The 17133-nt window shown below is 58.6% G+C and carries 15 protein-coding genes; all 15 read right to left on the bottom strand.

The genetic code is table 11. The features are described 5' to 3' along the window. Positions 1-3: 3 nt before the first annotated feature. The gene (gene nuoH / locus HBN68_RS16560; RefSeq protein ID WP_047274301.1) at positions 4-1011 is read right to left on the bottom strand and encodes an NADH-quinone oxidoreductase subunit NuoH; all 1008 of its coding nucleotides are present in this window, start codon (positions 1009-1011) and stop codon (positions 4-6) included. After that, a complete protein-coding gene (gene nuoG / locus HBN68_RS16555; protein WP_094992621.1) occupies positions 1008-3722 on the bottom strand; it encodes an NADH-quinone oxidoreductase subunit NuoG in 2715 nt (904 codons plus the stop codon). The genes nuoH and nuoG overlap by 4 nt, the downstream gene beginning before the upstream one ends. A gap of 132 nt (positions 3723-3854) precedes the next feature. Beyond that, positions 3855-5210 (bottom strand): NADH-quinone oxidoreductase subunit NuoF, encoded by a 1356-nt coding sequence (gene nuoF / locus HBN68_RS16550; protein ID WP_169965332.1) that lies wholly within the window; start codon positions 5208-5210, stop codon positions 3855-3857. Continuing rightward, positions 5207-5704, bottom strand: coding sequence for an NADH-quinone oxidoreductase subunit NuoE (gene nuoE, locus HBN68_RS16545; RefSeq protein ID WP_047274305.1), 498 nt, complete (start codon positions 5702-5704; stop codon positions 5207-5209). The genes nuoF and nuoE overlap by 4 nt, the downstream gene beginning before the upstream one ends. 2 nt (positions 5705-5706) lie before the next feature. Further along, the gene (gene nuoC, locus HBN68_RS16540) at positions 5707-7491 is read right to left on the bottom strand and encodes an NADH-quinone oxidoreductase subunit C/D (RefSeq protein WP_094992619.1); all 1785 of its coding nucleotides are present in this window, start codon (positions 7489-7491) and stop codon (positions 5707-5709) included. 74 nt (positions 7492-7565) lie between these two features. Further along, positions 7566-8240, bottom strand: a complete 675-nt coding sequence (locus HBN68_RS16535; protein WP_094992618.1) for an NADH-quinone oxidoreductase subunit B — start codon at positions 8238-8240, stop codon at positions 7566-7568. A 10-nt stretch (positions 8241-8250) separates the two neighbouring features. Continuing rightward, positions 8251-8664 (bottom strand): NADH-quinone oxidoreductase subunit A, encoded by a 414-nt coding sequence (locus HBN68_RS16530; RefSeq protein ID WP_003446990.1) that lies wholly within the window; start codon positions 8662-8664, stop codon positions 8251-8253. A 540-nt stretch (positions 8665-9204) separates the two neighbouring features. Continuing rightward, positions 9205-10530, bottom strand: coding sequence for an isocitrate lyase (gene aceA, locus HBN68_RS16525; RefSeq protein ID WP_047274311.1), 1326 nt, complete (start codon positions 10528-10530; stop codon positions 9205-9207). A gap of 232 nt (positions 10531-10762) precedes the next feature. After that, positions 10763-11506 (bottom strand): secretin N-terminal domain-containing protein, encoded by a 744-nt coding sequence (locus HBN68_RS16520; protein ID WP_094992617.1) that lies wholly within the window; start codon positions 11504-11506, stop codon positions 10763-10765. A 151-nt stretch (positions 11507-11657) separates the two neighbouring features. Further along, positions 11658-12080, bottom strand: coding sequence for a GNAT family N-acetyltransferase (locus HBN68_RS16515; RefSeq protein WP_094992616.1), 423 nt, complete (start codon positions 12078-12080; stop codon positions 11658-11660). Continuing rightward, positions 12073-13239, bottom strand: coding sequence for a cupin domain-containing protein (locus tag HBN68_RS16510; protein ID WP_169965330.1), 1167 nt, complete (start codon positions 13237-13239; stop codon positions 12073-12075). The genes HBN68_RS16515 and HBN68_RS16510 overlap by 8 nt, the downstream gene beginning before the upstream one ends. 82 nt (positions 13240-13321) lie before the next feature. After that, entirely contained in the window at positions 13322-14692 is a 1371-nt protein-coding gene (purB, locus tag HBN68_RS16505) for an adenylosuccinate lyase (protein ID WP_169965328.1), read from the bottom strand. Between the two features lie 130 nt (positions 14693-14822). Further along, the gene (gene hflD / locus HBN68_RS16500) at positions 14823-15443 is read right to left on the bottom strand and encodes a high frequency lysogenization protein HflD (protein ID WP_070411976.1); all 621 of its coding nucleotides are present in this window, start codon (positions 15441-15443) and stop codon (positions 14823-14825) included. After that, entirely contained in the window at positions 15440-16573 is a 1134-nt protein-coding gene (mnmA, locus tag HBN68_RS16495) for a tRNA 2-thiouridine(34) synthase MnmA (protein ID WP_169965326.1), read from the bottom strand. The genes hflD and mnmA overlap by 4 nt, the downstream gene beginning before the upstream one ends. Positions 16574-16632: 59 nt before the next feature. Then, the gene (locus HBN68_RS16490) at positions 16633-17079 is read right to left on the bottom strand and encodes an NUDIX hydrolase (protein WP_169965324.1); all 447 of its coding nucleotides are present in this window, start codon (positions 17077-17079) and stop codon (positions 16633-16635) included. Positions 17080-17133: the final 54 nt, after the last annotated feature.

The raw sequence follows: 17133 nt of genomic DNA, 5'->3' as shown, positions 1-17133 counted from the left end.
TCCTCACTGAACCGCGCCGGCGGGCGTGTTCAACAACACGACTGCGGCGGTTACCAGCAAATTGATCAGGGTCAGCGGCAGGCAGAACTTCCAGCTGAAATCCATCACTTGGTCATACCGAGGGCGCGGAATAGAAGCGCGCAGCAGGATGAAGATCATGATGAAAAACGCGGTCTTCAGGGCGAACCAGATAAACGGAATCTGCGGCAGGATGCCGAAAGGCCCGTGCCAGCCACCGAAGAACAGAGTCACCAGCAACGCCGAGATCAACACGATCCCGATGTATTCACCGACGAAGAACATGCCCCATTTCATACCGGCATATTCAATGTGGTAACCATCGGCCAGTTCCTGCTCCGCTTCCGGCTGGTCGAACGGGTGACGGTGAGTCACGGCGACGCCGGCAATGAAGAAGGTCAGGAAACCGAAGATCTGCGGAATGATGAACCACAGGTTCTGCGCTTGATATTCAACGATATCGCGCATGTTGAACGAGCCAACCTGCACAACGATACCCATCAGCGACAGGCCCATGAACACTTCGTACGAAACAGTCTGAGCCGAGGCTCGCAGGCTGCCGAGCAGGGCGAACTTGTTGTTGCTCGACCAGCCTGCGAACAACACCGCGTACACCGACAGGCCGGCCATGGCGAAGAAGAACAGGATCCCGATGTTCAGGTCCGCCACACCCCAGGTCGGGGTGATGGGGATAATCGCGAAGGCGATCAGCAAGGCGCTCATGGCCACAACCGGTGCCAAAGTGAAAATCACCTTGTCGGCAAACGGCGGTGTCCAGTCTTCCTTGAAGAACATTTTGATCATGTCAGCGGCGATCTGAAACGCGCCGAACGGGCCGACGCGGTTCGGACCGTAACGGTCTTGCCACAGGGCGAGCAAGCGGCGCTCGACCCAGCTCAACAGCGCACCGCATACCACCACGGCGAGCAGGATTACCACGGCTTTGACCACCGAGAGAATCACGTCGATCACTTCAGGCGTGAACCAGGTCATTGGGCTGCCTCCTGCAAACCGTCAACGGTAAGGCCAAAGATCGCTGGCGGGATACCGGCCAGACCGGCAGGCAATGCCACCAGGCCAGCACCCAGCTCTTCATTGATACGCAGCGGCAAACGCAGGCTCACACCGGCTACGTTCAGGCTGAGCAGTGCACCGTCATTAACGCCCAGGCGATCGGCTTCGGACTTGGCCAGCGCGATATAGGCGGCAGGAATGCGTTCTTGTACCGGCGCGGCTTTCGAAGAGTTTTCTTCGCTGCCCAGCAGGTGATAGAACGGCACCACTTGCCAAGTGCCACGCGCCGGGTTGAATGCGCCCGGAATGTTGGCGAACCAGCTTAGCGAATCGCCCTTGCTTTCGATCAGTCGAATGCCTGGATCGCCCGCACGGATGTGACCGCCGACTTCGTCCTGGAACTTGTTCCACGCTTGTGGCGAGTTCCAACCCGGCGACCAGGCAAAAGGCACTTGCTGACGTGGCTCAACGGAGCCCGAGTAGCCTTCCATGGAGAAGGCGAACGCAGTGTCCGGGTCTTGCGGGGTACGCGGCTCGTGCACACTGATGTTGGCGCGCATGGCCGTGCGGCCGCTGTAGCGCAGCGGTTCGCGGGCCAGTTTCAGGCCTTTGATGCGGAAGGCCGCCGAAGGCGCCGCTTCAACGATGCCGGCCAGTTCAGGCGTGCAGGCGGCTGTAGCCTGAGTCACATGGTCCAGCAGCGTCCAGTCGACCGGTTTGTTCAGCAGGGTGCTGCGCAGGGCGTGCAACCAGCGCCAGCCTTCGTGGATCAGGTTGCTGGCGTCCAGATAACGTGGGTCAAACACCTGGAAGAAGCGCTGGGCGCGGCCTTCCTGGCTGACCAGTGTGCCGTCGCCTTCAGCGAAACTGGCCGCTGGCAGTACCAGGTCGGCACGGTCGGTGGTGGCGGTTTTCTGATGGTCGGCAACGATCACGACTTTGGCTGCGTCCAGCGCAGCGTTCACTTTCACGGCATCTACGCGGGTGAAGAGGTCGTTTTCCAGTACCACGATGGCGTCGGCCTGGCCGTCAATCACCGCTTGCAGCGCGGCGTCTACCGATTCACCGCCGAGCATGGCCAGGCCAAGGCTGTTGGCTTCAGGCACGACAAGGCTGATGGAACCGGCTTTTTCGCGCAGGTGCAGGGCTTTGGCAATGTTGCCCGCCGCTTCGATCAAGGCTTTGGAGCCCAGTGAAGTACCGGCAATGATCAGAGGACGTTTGGCGGCGAGCAAGGCGTCGGCAATGCGTTGCGCCAGTGCCTGAGCTTCAGTGTCCAGTCCGGTAACGGCAGGCGCGCTGGCATCGAGGGCATGAGCCACGGCGAAACCGATGCGGGCCAGATCGTCCGGCGCGGCGTGAACGCATTCTTCAGCCACGTCGTCCAGCTTGGTTTCTGCAAGGCTGGCAATGAACAGCGGGTTCAGCGCGTGCTGACCGATGTTTTTCACCGCCGCGTCAAGCCACGGCTGAACGCGCATGGCGTCGGCCATGTCTTCGGCTTTGCCCTTGACCGACTGACGCAACGACAGAGCCATGCGCGCGGCGGTCTGGGTCAAGTCTTCGCCCAAGACGAAAATCGCGTCGTGGTCTTCGATATCGCGCAGGTTCGGCACCGGCAGCGGGCTGTCCTTGAGGACTTGCAACACCAGACGGATACGCTCCAGCTCACCGGCTTCGATACCCGAGTAGAAATGCTCGGCGCCTACCAGCTCGCGCAGTGCGAAATTGCTTTCGAGGCTGGCGCGAGGCGAACCGATACCCACAATATTGCGACCGCGCAGCAGTTCGGCTGCCTTGTCCAGTGCAGCGTCGACGCTCAGCTTGTTGCCGTCGGCCAGCAGCGGCTGACGCGGGCGATCGGTACGGTTGACGTAGCCGTAACCGAAGCGACCACGGTCACACAGGAAGTACTGGTTGACCGAACCGTTGAAGCGGTTTTCGATGCGGCGCAATTCGCCATAACGCTCGCCCGGGCTGATGTTGCAGCCGCTGGAGCAACCGTGGCAGATGCTTGGCGCGAATTGCATGTCCCACTTGCGGTTGTAGCGCTCGGAGTGGGTTTTGTCGGTGAACACACCGGTCGGGCAGACTTCGGTGAGGTTGCCCGAGAACTCGCTTTCGAGAACGCCGTCTTCAACGCGACCGAAGTACACGTTGTCGTGAGCGCCGAATACGCCGAGGTCAGTACCGCCAGCGTAGTCTTTATAGAAACGCACGCAGCGATAACAGGCGATGCAGCGGTTCATCTCGTGAGCGATGAACGGGCCAAGTTCCTGGTTCTGGTGGGTGCGTTTGGTGAAACGATAACGGCGCTCGTTGTGACCGGTCATCACGGTCATGTCTTGCAGGTGGCAGTGACCGCCTTCTTCGCACACAGGGCAGTCGTGCGGGTGGTTGGTCATCAGCCATTCGACAACGCTGGCACGAAACACTTTCGCTTCTTCGTCGTCGATGGAAATCCAGCTTCCGTCAGTGGCCGGGGTCATGCAGGACATCACGATACGACCACGGGTGTCGTTCTCGTCGGTGTATTGCTTGACTGCGCACTGGCGGCAGGCGCCAACACTGCCCAGGGCAGGGTGCCAGCAGAAATACGGAATATCGAGTCCCAGCGACAGACAGGCCTGTAACAGGTTGTCTGCCCCATCGACTTCGAGCTCTTTGCCGTCTACGTGGATAGTGGCCATGGTTCAAAGGTCTTCGTTGGCCCGGTGTCAGCGGGCGTGGCTAATGGAATCTTGTTATTCGTTCGAAGCTACCCAGCCTTACGGCGTTATCGAACGATCAGAGGGCGGCACGGACCACCCTCATTCAGAACGTTACGCGCCGATTACAATCGGGCGTGCCAGAGGTGGAACACCGGGTTTTGCTTGCGCAATGCCGGCTTCGAATTCTGGACGGAAGTACTTGATTGCGCTGCCCAGTGGCTCCACGGCGCCCGGTGCGTGGGCACAGAACGTCTTGCCCGGGCCCAGGAAACCCACCAGACCCAGCAGGGTCTCGATGTCGCCCGGCTGGCCTTTACCTTTCTCGATGGCCATCAGCAGCTTGACGCTCCATGGCAGGCCATCGCGGCAAGGCGTGCAGAAACCGCACGACTCGCGGGCAAAGAACTGCTCCATGTTGCGCAGCAGCGAGACCATGTTGACGCTGTCGTCCACGGCCATGGCCAGGCCCGTACCCATGCGGGTACCCACCTTGGCGATCCCGCCGGCGTACATTTGTGCGTCCAGGTGTTCAGGCAGCAGGAAGCCTGTACCGGCGCCGCCCGGCTGCCAGCACTTGAGCTTGAAGCCGTCTCGCATGCCGCCCGCGTAATCTTCGAACAGCTCGCGCGCAGTCACGCCAAATGGCAGTTCCCACAGGCCGGGGTTCTTGACCTTGCCGGAGAAGCCCATCAGCTTGGTGCCGTGGTCTTCGCTGCCCTCGCGTGCCAGGGATTTGTACCAGTCAACGCCGTTGCCGATGATGGCCGGTACGTTGCACAAGGTCTCTACGTTGTTGACGCATGTCGGCTTGCCCCAAACGCCCACAGCTGCCGGGAAGGGCGGTTTGGAACGCGGGTTGGCACGTCGGCCTTCAAGGGAGTTGATCAGTGCGGTTTCTTCACCGCAGATATAACGCCCGGCACCGGTGTGCACGAACAGTTCGAAATCAAATCCCGAGCCCAGAATGTTTTTGCCCAGCAGGCCCGCGGCCTTGGCTTCTTCGACGGCACGGCGCAGGTGCACGGCCGCTGTGGTGTATTCGCCACGCAGGAAGATGTAGCCACGGTAGGTTTTCAGTGCACGGGCACTGATCAGCATGCCTTCAATCAGCAGATGGGGCAGTTGCTCCATCAGCATGCGGTCTTTCCAGGTGTTGGGCTCCATCTCATCGGCGTTACACAGCAGGTAACGGATGTTCATGGATTCGTCTTTGGGCATTAGCCCCCACTTCACGCCGGTGGGGAAACCAGCACCGCCGCGACCTTTGAGGCCAGCGTCTTTCACGGTCTGGACGATGTCGTCCTGAGCCATGTCAGCGAAGGCTTTGCGAGCCGCCGCATAGCCGTTTTTGGCTTGATATTCGTCAAGCCACACCGGCTCGCCGTCGTCACGCAGGCGCCAAGTCAGGGGATGGGTTTCTGCCGTGCGCGCAATGCGGTTGGCAGGCCCGAAAGAAGTCAGGGTCATGGGTAGCCCTCCAACAACGTTGCAACGCCCGATGGCTGGACATCACCGAAAGTGTCGTCGTCGATCATCAACGCAGGCGCCTTGTCGCAGTTGCCCAAGCAGCACACCGGCAGCAGCGTGAAGCGACCGTCTGCTGTGGTCTGGCCCAGGCCGATGCCCAGCTTGGTCTGGATCTCGCTGACCACGGACTCGTGACCACCGATGTAGCAGACCATGCTGTCGCATACGCGAATGATGTGTCGACCGACCGGCTGGCGGAAGATCTGGCTGTAGAATGTGGCCACGCCTTCGACGTCACTGGCGGGGATGCCCAGCAGTTCGCCAATGGCATAAATCGCGCCGTCCGGCACCCAGCCACGTTCTTTCTGAACGATCTTAAGCGCCTCGATCGACGCTGCGCGCGGATCTTCGTAGTGATGCATCTCGTGCTCGATGGCCGAGCGCTCGGTTTCGCTAAGGGCGAAACGGTCTGTCTGGATAAGCGTGCTGTTCATGCTTAGCGGTCCACGTCGGCCATAACGAAATCGATACTACCCAGGTACGCAATCAAGTCCGCGACCATTTCGCCTTTGATCACCGAAGGGATCTGCTGCAAATGGGCAAAGCTTGGGGTGCGAATCCGGGTGCGGTAGCTCATGGTGCCGCCATCGCTCGTCAGGTAATAACTGTTGATGCCCTTGGTCGCTTCAATCATCTGGAAGGATTCGTTGGCCGGCATGACCGGGCCCCACGAAACTTGCAGGAAGTGCGTAATCAAGGTCTCGATGTGCTGCAAGGTGCGCTCTTTGGGCGGCGGCGTGGTCAGCGGGTGATCCGCCTTGTACGGGCCGGCCGGCATGTTGCGCATGCACTGCTCAATGATTTTCAGGCTCTGGCGCATCTCTTCGACACGCACGATGCAACGGTCGTAGGCATCGCCATTGGCCGCCAACGGCACTTCGAACTCGAAGTTCTCGTAGCCCGAGTAGGGACGCGCCTTACGCAGGTCGAAGTCGCACCCGGTAGAACGCAGGCCAGCACCTGTAACGCCCCATTCGAGGGCTTCTTTGGTGTTGTACTGTGCAACGCCGATGGTACGGCCTCGCAGGATGCTGTTGTCCAGAGCGGCTTTTTGATATTCGTCCAGACGCTTTGGCATCCACTCGACGAATTCCTGAACCAGTTTTTCCCAGCCGCGAGGCAGGTCGTGAGCAACGCCGCCGATGCGGTACCAGGCCGGGTGCAGACGGAAACCGGTAATCGCCTCAATCACTTTGTAGGCGCGTTGACGGTCAGTGAAGGTGAAGAACACCGGCGTCATGGCGCCCACGTCCTGGATATAGGTCCCCAGGAACAGTAGGTGGCTGGTGATACGGAAGAACTCGGCCATCATGATGCGGATGGTGTCGACGCGGTCCGGTACCTTGATCCCGGCCAGTTTTTCAACCGAGAGCACGTACGGCAGGTTGTTCATCACGCCGCCGAGGTAATCGATACGGTCGGTGTACGGGATGAAACTGTGCCACGACTGGCGCTCGGCCATTTTTTCGGCGCCACGGTGGTGGTAGCCAATGTCAGGCACGCAGTCGACGATTTCTTCGCCGTCCAGTTGCAGGATGATGCGGAAGGCACCGTGAGCCGAAGGGTGGTTCGGCCCCAGGTTGAGGAACATGTAGTCCTCGTTTTCGCCGGAACGCTTCATGCCCCAGTCTTCAGGCTTGAAGCGTGCGGCTTCTTCTTCCAGCTGGACTTTGGCCAGGCTCAGGCTGTACGGGTCGAATTCCGTGGCGCGTGCAGGAAAGTCCTTGCGCAGCGGGTGACCTTCCCAGGTCGGGGGCATCATGATGCGCGACAGGTGCGGGTGCCCGGCAAAGTCGATGCCGAACATGTCCCACACTTCCCGCTCGTACCAGTTGGCGTTCGGCCAGATCCCGGTCACGGTCGGCAGGCTCAGATCGCCTTCGGACAGGGCGACCTTAATCATGACGTCGCTGTTACGCTCAAGCGACATCAGATGATAGAACACAGTGAAGTCGGCACCCGATGGCAGGCCCTGACGCTTGGTGCGCAGACGTTCGTCGACACCGTGCAGGTCATAGAGCATGACGTAGGGTTTTGGCAGGTTGCGCAGGAAGGTCAGCACGTCGACCAGTTTGGCGCGGGCAACCCAAAGCACCGGCATGCCGGTGCGCGTGGCCTGGGCAGTGAATGCATCAGGGCCAAAACGGTTATTCAGTTCGACAACCACATCGTGGTCGTCAGCCTTATAAGGCGGGATGTACAGAGCGGAGCCTGTAGTCATGGTTTTTTATCGCTTTCGTTCAACGTAAAGAATGAAGCCAGTGTCTCGTTCTATAAAAAAGACGCGGGGCTGGATCAGACTTCGTCGGGGCTGCGCAGGTTGGTCACCTGAATACGCTGTTCGCGGCGCTGTTCCTTTTGCGATGGCATCTCGGCGCGGTACACGCCTTGTTCGCCAACGACCCAGGAAAGTGGGCGACGCTCCTGGCCAATCGACTCTTGCAAGAGCATCAAGCCTTGCAGGAAAGCCTCAGGGCGGGGTGGGCAGCCGGGTACGTAAACGTCCACGGGCAAAAACTTGTCCACCCCTTGAACCACGGAGTAGATGTCGTACATGCCACCGGAGTTGGCGCACGAACCCATGGAGATGACCCATTTAGGTTCAAGCATTTGCTCGTAGAGACGCTGAATGATCGGCGCCATCTTGATGAAGCAGGTACCGGCAATAACCATGAAATCCGCCTGGCGCGGCGAGGCCCGGATAACTTCGGCGCCAAAGCGCGCGATGTCGTGGGGCGCCGTGAAGGCGGTGGTCATTTCCACGTAGCAGCACGACAGACCGAAGTTGTACGGCCACAGGGAGTTTTTACGCCCCCAGTTGACCGTGCCGTTCAGCACGTCTTCAAGCTTGCCCATGAAAATGTTTTTGTGGACTTGATCTTCTAACGGATCGGCAACGGTTTCCCGTTTGCCGATCGGGTATTGCTCGTTAGGAGCATCCGGGTCGATCCTGGTGAGTTCGTATTGCATCGCCAAAGCCTCATTGTTTCAGCTTGGCCTGCCGCTTACGACGAGCTTCCGGTGCCCAATCAAGAGCACCCACCCGAAATAGGTAGACAAGGCCTGCCAACAGAATTGCTATGAAAACGAGAGCTTCGACGAATCCGGTCCAGCCGCTTTCGCGAACAGACACAGACCAGGCAAAGAGAAAGAGGGCTTCGATATCGAAGATCACGAACAGCATCGCGACCAGATAGAATTTTGCGGAGAGCCGCAAGCGGGCGCCACCGGTGGGTAGCATGCCGGACTCGAACGGTTCATTTTTGCTGCGGCCCCAGGCTTTTGACCCGAGGAGGCTGGAGACGCCAAGCATGAAGGCACAAAGGCCGACAACGCCGAGAAGGAAAATGGCAAAGCCCCAGTTGTGGGCTATGAGTCCTGTCGCTTCGGGCATGCTGGTAATCCTTAACAGAGAGCCAATGTCTCTGAGCTCAAAAAGGTAATAAAGCAGTGACGATATGTCGCAGCGCAATTGATGGGCGGGATTTTATGGCTAAACACCCAGCAAGTAAATTTTCTAAGATGAATTAATTCAGTCCTTTAGTGGTATAGCTTCCTCCAAAGTCTACGTAGGCCACGTGATGCGGGCCTTACAGCTTATTTCAGCAATGATGTTTTGTTTGCACGGCTAAGCACCGGATCGCTTACAAATGATAATGAATATCGTTTGGGTGCGAGTGTGTTGTTTTACAGCTTAGCCTGCCTGCGCAAGTTGGCTTATATATGTAGCCGTTGCAAGTTTCGAACTTGGTTTTTTAACCTGATTTTGTTTTCGATGTATGGATCTGGGTCAGGTTTTGGTCGGCGTGCGGGCACATTTTCACAAAATCCAAATAAAAAAACGCCCCGAACCGGTCGGGGCGCTATGTTCAAGGCATTGCGATTGTTCTTTACAGGCGAGGCAATGGCCGTCGTTTCACTGGTTGCCGGGCAATCAGTGGAACTGTTCTTCTTCAGTCGAGCCGGTCAGGGCGGTGACCGAGGACGAGCCACCCTGAATCACGGTGGTCATGTCATCGAAGTAGCCAGTGCCCACTTCTTGCTGGTGCGCAACAAAGGTGTAGCCTTTGGCAGCATCAGCAAATTCCTGTTCTTGCAGCTTCACGTAGGCGGTCATGTCGTTACGGGCGTAGTCATGCGCCAGGTTGAACATGCTGTGCCACATGTTGTGGATGCCGGCCAGGGTGATGAATTGGTGCTTGTAGCCCATTGCCGACAGCTCGCGCTGGAATTTGGCGATGGTCGCGTCGTCCAGGTTTTTCTTCCAGTTGAAGGAAGGCGAGCAGTTGTAGGACAGAATCTGGTCCGGGTATTCCTTCTTGATGGCTTCAGCAAAGCGACGGGCTTCGTCCAGGTCCGGCTTGGCGGTTTCACACCAGATCAGATCGGCATACGGTGCGTAGGCCAGGCCACGGGCAATGGCTTGATCCAGGCCAGCGCGCACTTTGTAGAAGCCTTCCTTGGTGCGTTCGCCGGACACAAAAGGCTTGTCGTACGGGTCGCAGTCAGAGGTCAGCAAGTCGGCAGCGTTAGCATCCGTACGGGCCAGAATGATGGTTGGCACGCCCGCCACGTCGGCAGCCAGTCGCGCAGCCGTCAGCTTCTGTACCGCTTCCTGGGTTGGAACCAATACCTTGCCGCCCATGTGGCCGCATTTTTTAACCGAGGCCAGTTGATCTTCGAAGTGAACGCCCGCGGCGCCCGCTTCGATCATGTTCTTCATCAACTCGTAAGCGTTGAGTACGCCGCCGAAGCCAGCTTCAGCGTCTGCCACGATGGGTGCGAAGTAGTCGATGTAACCTTGATCACCCGGGTTTTTACCGGATTTCCACTGGATTTGGTCGGCGCGACGGAACGAGTTGTTGATGCGCTTGACCACGGTTGGAACGGAGTCCACCGGGTACAGCGACTGGTCGGGGTACATGGATTCAGCAGAGTTGTTATCTGCCGCCACTTGCCAGCCCGAGAGGTAGATAGCCTGGATGCCGGCTTTAACCTGTTGTACTGCCTGGCCCCCGGTCAGGGCGCCCATGCAGTTGACGAAATCTTTTTCAGGACGGAAGGACGGGTGTGCGCCCTGAGTCACCAGTTTCCACAGCTTTTCGGCGCCCATTTTTGCAAAGGTGTGCTCGGGTTGAACCGAGCCGCGCAGGCGGACCACGTCAGCAGCGGAGTAATCGCGAGTCACGCCTTTCCAGCGTGGGTTTTCGGCCCAGTCTTTCTCGAGGGCTGCAATTTGCTGTTCGCGTGTCAGTGCCATGGTGATAAACCTCGTCGCATAGGTCTGGGTTGAAAAATTTTTGCTCCACCAGGCACACAACCATTTTGTTCGTATACGTGCGTGAATGGCTTCTCGCTTGCGGTCGGGGGCGCTTTGCAGGGCCTCTGATCGGCGGGAGCGGGGCCATCATGCCTTCGCTTTTTTGAGCCGTCAAACGTTTTGTAGTGCTTTTATGGTTGCACTACATATTTGGTCTAATACGACTCGTCAGTCAGTTTTGGCCCTTTTGGTCGAGCGCGTCGACTTTGACCCGCAATGTCATGTCATCCCGGTTTTGGGTCGAGTATGTAAGGGTTTGGCCCTGCTGCCCTGCTTGATTCTGGCCGCTGATGCCCGCCACTGTGATCCATTGTCCAAGGGGGCCGCTGACTTGTGTGTCGGTACTTTGCACGTTCACTACATCCGGTTGTTCCTGGCTCATGCGGTCGCGGTTGGTGCTGATCGCCAGGTGTACCGTTTCACCTGTAACACTGGCTGTGATGTAGAAACCCCGGGTCACAGTGCGGTAAGTGGTTTGTGCAGAGAGGCGCCCGTATGCGTCGGTCTGGGTGCTGGTCTGGGGAATGCTTTGGCCTGTCTGGATCAATGCAGGCACACCTTCAGTGGCCTGAATTTGCTGAACGCCGCCGTCACGGCTGGCGGTGCTGTAAACCCGTGTGCTGCTGTTGGTGTCCGGCAGGTTGTTATCGCTGGTGTCGACGGTGATGAGTAAACGGCGTGCAGGTTTGTCGAGTTGTCTGAGCAGCGCTTCCAGGCTTTGGATTTTCTCTGACGGCGCCTCGACGATAAGTTGATTGCCGTAAACGCTGACGTTGCCGTCCTTGCCGATAAACTGCTGTGCAACCGGCAGTAAGTCTGCGCTGGTGCGGTTTTTCAGGGTGATGACTTGGGTGTCGGCAACGGCGTTGAGGCTGAACAGCAACATCAGACCGGCGATGAGGGGGCGTAAGACCATGTCTGTTATCTCCGCAAGGCTTGAAAAGGGATGAGGGCAGTGTGCCAGTTTGTCGGCGCAAATGTGACGAGGTTGAATGACACTTGGCAAAACGCCCTGCGATCCGAAGATGGCAGGGCGTTTTCTTATCCAGCAACGGGGATCGCTCGTGTCAGGCGCAGCGCACCATGTCCACGTGCGGAATGCCCGCCTCCAGAAACTCTTCGCTCACAATCTTGAACCCGAGTCGTTCATAGAAAGGCGTAGCGTGCACTTGCGCACTTAGCTTCTGCTCTTTCAGGCCGCGTTTTTCGGCTTCTTTGAGGGTGGCTTGCATCAGCGCGTCGCCAACTTTCAGCCCGCGCCAGTCCTTGAGCACGGATACCCGGCCTATATGGCCGTCAGCCAGGAGCCTGGCCGTGCCAATCGGGTAATCACCCTCAAACGCCAGAAAGTGCACGGCGCTGCTATCGTCCGAATCCCACTCCAGCTCGGGCGGCACCTGCTGTTCATTAATAAACACCGCTTCACGGATGCGTCGAAGTTCGGCGTTATCCTTTTGCCAGTCGGCGACACGTACGTGAATTCTATTCATCAGCGAACCCCAGGCTTCCTTGTTTAACCAGCTCACAGAGCAGGTTGCGTCCATCTTCATCGGCCAGCCATGGGCCGAGGTTTTCAGCGTGCAAGGCATCAGCCGCACAGATCATTTTCAAGAGCTCGCGCAGTTTGCCCGGTAGCAGGCGGCTCTGGCCGCTGGCAAACAACAACAGGTCTTCATCCACTTCAGACCAGGCTAAGCGGGCGCTCGGGTTGCGAATCAATACCGCGCCCTGGTCGAGACTGCCCAGCAAGTCTTCCTCTTCGAGTTCGGGGCCAACCACGAGTTCCGGATATCTTGGCTCGGTCATGAATTGGCCGAACCAGGTCAGAAGCATGCGTTCATCGCTCATGTGCTCAGCGAGCAGCCCTTTGAGGCGATCCAGCGCATCGTGCTGGATCTGATGCGGGTCGCTGACCGGTTGCGCGTCGGCGTCCGTATAGCGCTCTTCATCGGGCAGGTACTGGCTCAGGAAGTCGGTGAAGTGAGTCAGTACTTCAGCTGCGCTTGGCGCGCGGAAACCGACCGAGTACGTCAGGCAGTCGTCGACTGCCACTCCGCAGTGGGCCAGGCGTGGCGGCAGATACAGCATGTCGCCGGGTTCCAGGGTCCACTCGTCGGTGGCCTTGAAGTCAGCCAGGATACGCAGGTCGGCGTGTTCCAGCAGTGCGCTGTCTGAGTCGCACATCTGACCGATCTGCCAGTGGCGCTTGCCGGCCCCTTGCAGCAGGAACACGTCGTAATTGTCGAAGTGCGGGCCTACGCTGCCGCCGGGCGCGGCGTAGCTGATCATCACATCGTCAATACGCCAGCTTGGCAGGAACCGAAAGTTCTCCAGCAGCTCGCCCACTTCCGGCACGAATTGATCCACCGCTTGTACCAGCAGGGTCCATTCGCGCTCGGGCAATTTGCCGAACTCATCTTCGGCAAAAGGCCCGCGGCGCAGCTCCCACGGGCGTTCGCCGTGCTCGATGACCAGTCGCGATTCGACCTCTTCTTCAAGCGCCAGACCGGCCAGTTCGTCGGCATCGATCGGGCTTTCGAAGTCAGGGATTGCCTGTCGGATCAGCAGCGGTTTTTTCTGCCAGTAGTCGCGCATGAATTCGCGTGCAGTGATGCCGCCCAGAAGTTGAAGAGGAAGATCAGGATTCATGTGTAACCTATTGAAAAGTTGCGCTTTGTATTCGGGAATAAAAACGCCCGGCACGGCCGGGCGTTAGTAGGTCGTACAGCGATCAGATGCGCTTGGCCTGTTCGACCGCGTTGCCGATGTAATTGGCAGGGGTCAGCAGCTTCAGCTCGGCCTTGGCCGCTTCCGGCATTTCAAGGCTATCAATGAAAGTCTGCAGCGCTTCAGGGCTAATGCCCTTGCCGCGCGTCAGCTCTTTAAGCTTCTCGTACGGGTTTTCAATGTTGTAGCGACGCATGACGGTCTGGATAGGCTCAGCCAGGACTTCCCAGCAGGCATCCAGATCCGCAGCGATCTTCTGGGCATTGAGCTCCAGCTTACTGATGCCTTTGAGGCTGGCTTCGTACGCGATCACGCTGTGGGCAAAACCCACGCCGAGGTTGCGCAGCACGGTGGAGTCGGTCAGGTCGCGCTGCCAGCGGGAGATTGGCAGCTTGCTGGCCAAGTGCTGGAACAGTGCGTTGGCGATACCCAGGTTGCCTTCGGAGTTTTCGAAGTCGATCGGGTTGACCTTGTGCGGCATGGTCGACGAGCCGATTTCGCCAGCGATGGTGCGCTGTTTGAAATAACCCAGGGAGATGTAGCCCCAGATATCACGGTCGAAGTCGATCAGGATGGTGTTGAAGCGCGCAATGGCGTCGAACAGCTCGGCAATGTAGTCGTGCGGTTCGATCTGCGTGGTGTACGGGTTGAAGCCCAGGCCCAGTTCGCCTTCGATGAAGGCGCGGGCGTTGGCTTCCCAGTCAATCTGCGGGTAGGCCGACAGGTGGGCGTTGTAGTTGCCTACGGCGCCGTTGATTTTGCCCAGTAGCGGTACCGCGGCCACTTGAGCGATCTGGCGCTCCAGACGGTAAACCACGTTGGCCAGCTCTTTACCCAGAGTGGTAGGCGACGCCGGTTGGCCGTGGGTGCGCGACAGCATCGGCACGTCGGCGAAGCGGATGGCCAACTCGCGGATGGCTTCAGCAGTTTGACGCATCAGCGGCAGCATCACGTCATCGCGGCCTTCGCGCAGCATCAGGGCGTGGGACAGGTTGTTGATGTCCTCGCTGGTGCAGGCAAAGTGGATGAATTCGCTGACGTTGGCCAGTTCAGGCAACTTGGCGGCCTGTTCCTTGAGCAGGTACTCAATGGCTTTGACGTCGTGGTTGGTGGTGCGTTCGATCTCTTTGACGCGTTCGGCGTGTTCCAGAGAGAAGTTCTCGGCCAGTTCATTCAGAACGGCGTTGGCTTCGGCGGAGAAGGCCGGTACTTCAGGGATGGCGGCGTGAGCGGCCAAACGCTGGAGCCAGCGAACTTCAACCAGTACGCGGGCACGGATCAAGCCGTACTCGCTGAAAATAGGGCGCAGGGCCTGGGTTTTGCCGGCGTAGCGGCCGTCAACAGGGGAAACCGCAGTGAGCGAAGAGAGCTTCATGGGGTGTTCTCGGACAGTCGGGCAACGAAATGGGGCGCGTATCATACATGAAAAAAACGGCCGGTCCGTTGCCAAGTGACCGGCGTCTTACGCGAAAGCGACGTTACAAAAGTGTGCGTTCTGGCGGTTTTTAGCCGCGCAGCATTGGATATAGCTCTTTGAGCAGTTTGCGACGGCTGAATACCAGCTGCCAGCGGTGACCGCCCAATTGCCGCCACAAGCGTGCCGAGCGAATCCCTGCCAGCAGCAGCGCGCGAATTTTGGCGGCGTTGTTGGGTTGTTGCAGGTTGCGCATGTCGCCGTGAACCTGAATCCGCTGTCGCAGGGTGCTCAGGGTGTCCTGATACAGTGCGCCGCACGCAGCCACTACGTTTTCATGGGCCGGACCGAAGTGCTCGACCTGCGACTGGATCTGCGGCAAGCGTTTGCCGATGAGTTCAAGCATGTCATCGCGCTTTGCCAGTTGGCGCTCCAGATTGAGCATCGACAGTGCGTAGCGCAAAGGTTCGCGCTGCAAGGTATTGGGATCGCGCTCAAGGGCGCCGATGAGCGCACGGTAACCCTCGCGCAGGTTGATGTCGTCGCCGCCAAACACTTCCAGCGTGTCTTTCGGGTCGCGCACCAGCAATGTGCCAAGCATGCAGGCCAGGTCAGCTTCACCAACCTGGCCGGTACGCGCGATCTTGTCCACCAGCACGGCAGCCAGAAAAACACCGCCGAGCGCGATCAGTTGTTCCTGGGTGGCATTCATGCCTGTTCGCCCTTGTTGGACCAGGGTTCAGCAACTTCGATCACGCCGCCGCCCAGGCACACGTCACCCTCGTAGAAGACCACGGACTGGCCAGGAGTAACGGCGCGTTGCGGGTCATCGAAGGTCGCGCGGTAGCCGCTTGCGGTTTTTTCCAGCGTGCACGGCTGATCGCTCTGGCGATAGCGCACTTTGGCGGTCAGGCGCAGCGGGCTGCCGAGATCAATCGGGTTGACCCAAAAGATTTCCGAAACCAGCAGGGCGCGCGAAAACAGCCATGGGTGATCGTTACCCTGACCGACAATCAACTCGTTGTTTTCGAGGTCTTTGTGCAGCACGTACCACGGCTCGTCGCTGGCATCTTTGAGGCCGCCAATACCCAGACCCTGCCGCTGGCCAATGGTGTGATACATCAGGCCGTGATGACGGCCGATGACCTCGCCTTCGGTGGTTTTGATCTCGCCCGGCTGTGCGGGCAGGTATTGCTTGAGGAAGTCGCTGAAGCGGCGTTCACCAATGAAGCAGATGCCGGTGGAATCTTTCTTCTTGGCGGTCGCCAGGCCGTGTTTCTCGGCAATTTTGCGCACTTCGGGCTTTTCCAGTTCGCCGACCGGGAACAGGGTACGGGCGATTTGCTCGCCGCCGACGGCGTGCAGGAAGTAGCTTTGATCCTTGTTCGGGTCCAGGCCCTTAAGCAGCTCAGTGCGGCCGTCGAGGTCGCGACGGCGCACGTAGTGGCCGGTGGCAATCAGGTCGGCGCCAAGCATCAGGGCGTAGTCGAGAAACGCCTTGAACTTGATTTCACGGTTGCACAGGATGTCCGGGTTGGGCGTGCGCCCGGCCTTGTATTCGGCCAGGAAGTGTTCAAACACGTTGTCCCAGTATTCGGCGGCAAAGTTGGCAGTGTGCAGCTTGATGCCGATTTTGTCGCACACGGCCTGGGCGTCTGCCAGATCATCCATGGCGGTGCAGTAATCCGTTCCGTCGTCTTCCTCCCAGTTCTTCATGAACAGGCCTTCCACCTGATAGCCCTGCTCCATGAGCAGAACGGCGGAAACGGAAGAGTCAACACCGCCGGACATGCCGACAATGACGCGCTGTTTTTCGGGGGCGACTAAGGCTGGATCACGCATAGGGGTTCAATGAGTGTCTTGAAAAAGGACGCGATTCTAGCAGGCCCGAGCGCTCAAGGCTAAACCGAAGGGCGGATTAACGAGAGGTCGAACAATTTGCCGGCCAGATAATCATCAATGCAGCGCAGGGTCAGTTCGCTGCGCCAGCGGTGGCGCTGTGCGAGTAGTTCGTTTCGGGTCAACCACAGTGGGCCGATAATCCCGGTATCGAGGGGCGAGTCGGGGTGATGCTTGAGCACTTTGCCTGCAAAGCACACGCGCTGATACGTCACACCATTGCTGGGGGCGGTGTACAGGTAAATGCCGATCACGCCGGTCAATTCGACGTCATAGCCAGTTTCTTCAAAGGTTTCGCGAATCGCGGCTTCGAGGAGGCTTTCATTGGGGTCCAGGTGCCCGGCAGGTTGATTAAGCACGGCACGTTCGTGCTTCAGTTCTTCGACCATGAGAAAGCGGCCGTGGTCCTCGACGACTGTGGCAACCGTGATGTGGGGTTTCCATTCCATGAAATCTGCTCGGCTTGAAGGTGGTGGGGTTCTGGATGCTACAGAAAGTTTGTG

Source organism: Pseudomonas sp. WS 5078 (assembly GCF_012985745.1).
In the GTDB taxonomy this organism is placed as follows: Bacteria; Pseudomonadota; Gammaproteobacteria; order Pseudomonadales; family Pseudomonadaceae; genus Aquipseudomonas; species Aquipseudomonas lundensis_A.
The sequence above is the reverse complement of the archived record's forward strand: the minus strand, read 5'-3'. Positions and strand labels throughout refer to the sequence as shown.

Bases quoted from the DNA above. Each gene is read 5' to 3' on its own strand.
- nuoH (WP_047274301.1), bottom strand. From the start codon at position 1,011: ATGACCTGGTTCACGCCTGAAGTGATCGACGTGATTCTCTCGGTGGTC.
- nuoG (WP_094992621.1), bottom strand. From the start codon at position 3,722: ATGGCCACTATCCACGTAGACGGCAAAGAGCTCGAAGTCGATGGGGCA.
- nuoF (WP_169965332.1), bottom strand. From the start codon at position 5,210: ATGACCCTGACTTCTTTCGGGCCTGCCAACCGCATTGCGCGCACGGCA.
- nuoE (WP_047274305.1), bottom strand. From the start codon at position 5,704: ATGAACAGCACGCTTATCCAGACAGACCGTTTCGCCCTTAGCGAAACC.
- nuoC (WP_094992619.1), bottom strand. From the start codon at position 7,491: ATGACTACAGGCTCCGCTCTGTACATCCCGCCTTATAAGGCTGACGAC.
- HBN68_RS16535 (WP_094992618.1), bottom strand. From the start codon at position 8,240: ATGCAATACGAACTCACCAGGATCGACCCGGATGCTCCTAACGAGCAA.
- HBN68_RS16530 (WP_003446990.1), bottom strand. From the start codon at position 8,664: ATGCCCGAAGCGACAGGACTCATAGCCCACAACTGGGGCTTTGCCATT.
- aceA (WP_047274311.1), bottom strand. From the start codon at position 10,530: ATGGCACTGACACGCGAACAGCAAATTGCAGCCCTCGAGAAAGACTGG.
- HBN68_RS16520 (WP_094992617.1), bottom strand. From the start codon at position 11,506: ATGGTCTTACGCCCCCTCATCGCCGGTCTGATGTTGCTGTTCAGCCTC.
- HBN68_RS16515 (WP_094992616.1), bottom strand. From the start codon at position 12,080: ATGAATAGAATTCACGTACGTGTCGCCGACTGGCAAAAGGATAACGCC.
- HBN68_RS16510 (WP_169965330.1), bottom strand. From the start codon at position 13,239: ATGAATCCTGATCTTCCTCTTCAACTTCTGGGCGGCATCACTGCACGC.
- purB (WP_169965328.1), bottom strand. From the start codon at position 14,692: ATGAAGCTCTCTTCGCTCACTGCGGTTTCCCCTGTTGACGGCCGCTAC.
- hflD (WP_070411976.1), bottom strand. From the start codon at position 15,443: ATGAATGCCACCCAGGAACAACTGATCGCGCTCGGCGGTGTTTTTCTG.
- mnmA (WP_169965326.1), bottom strand. From the start codon at position 16,573: ATGCGTGATCCAGCCTTAGTCGCCCCCGAAAAACAGCGCGTCATTGTC.
- HBN68_RS16490 (WP_169965324.1), bottom strand. From the start codon at position 17,079: ATGGAATGGAAACCCCACATCACGGTTGCCACAGTCGTCGAGGACCAC.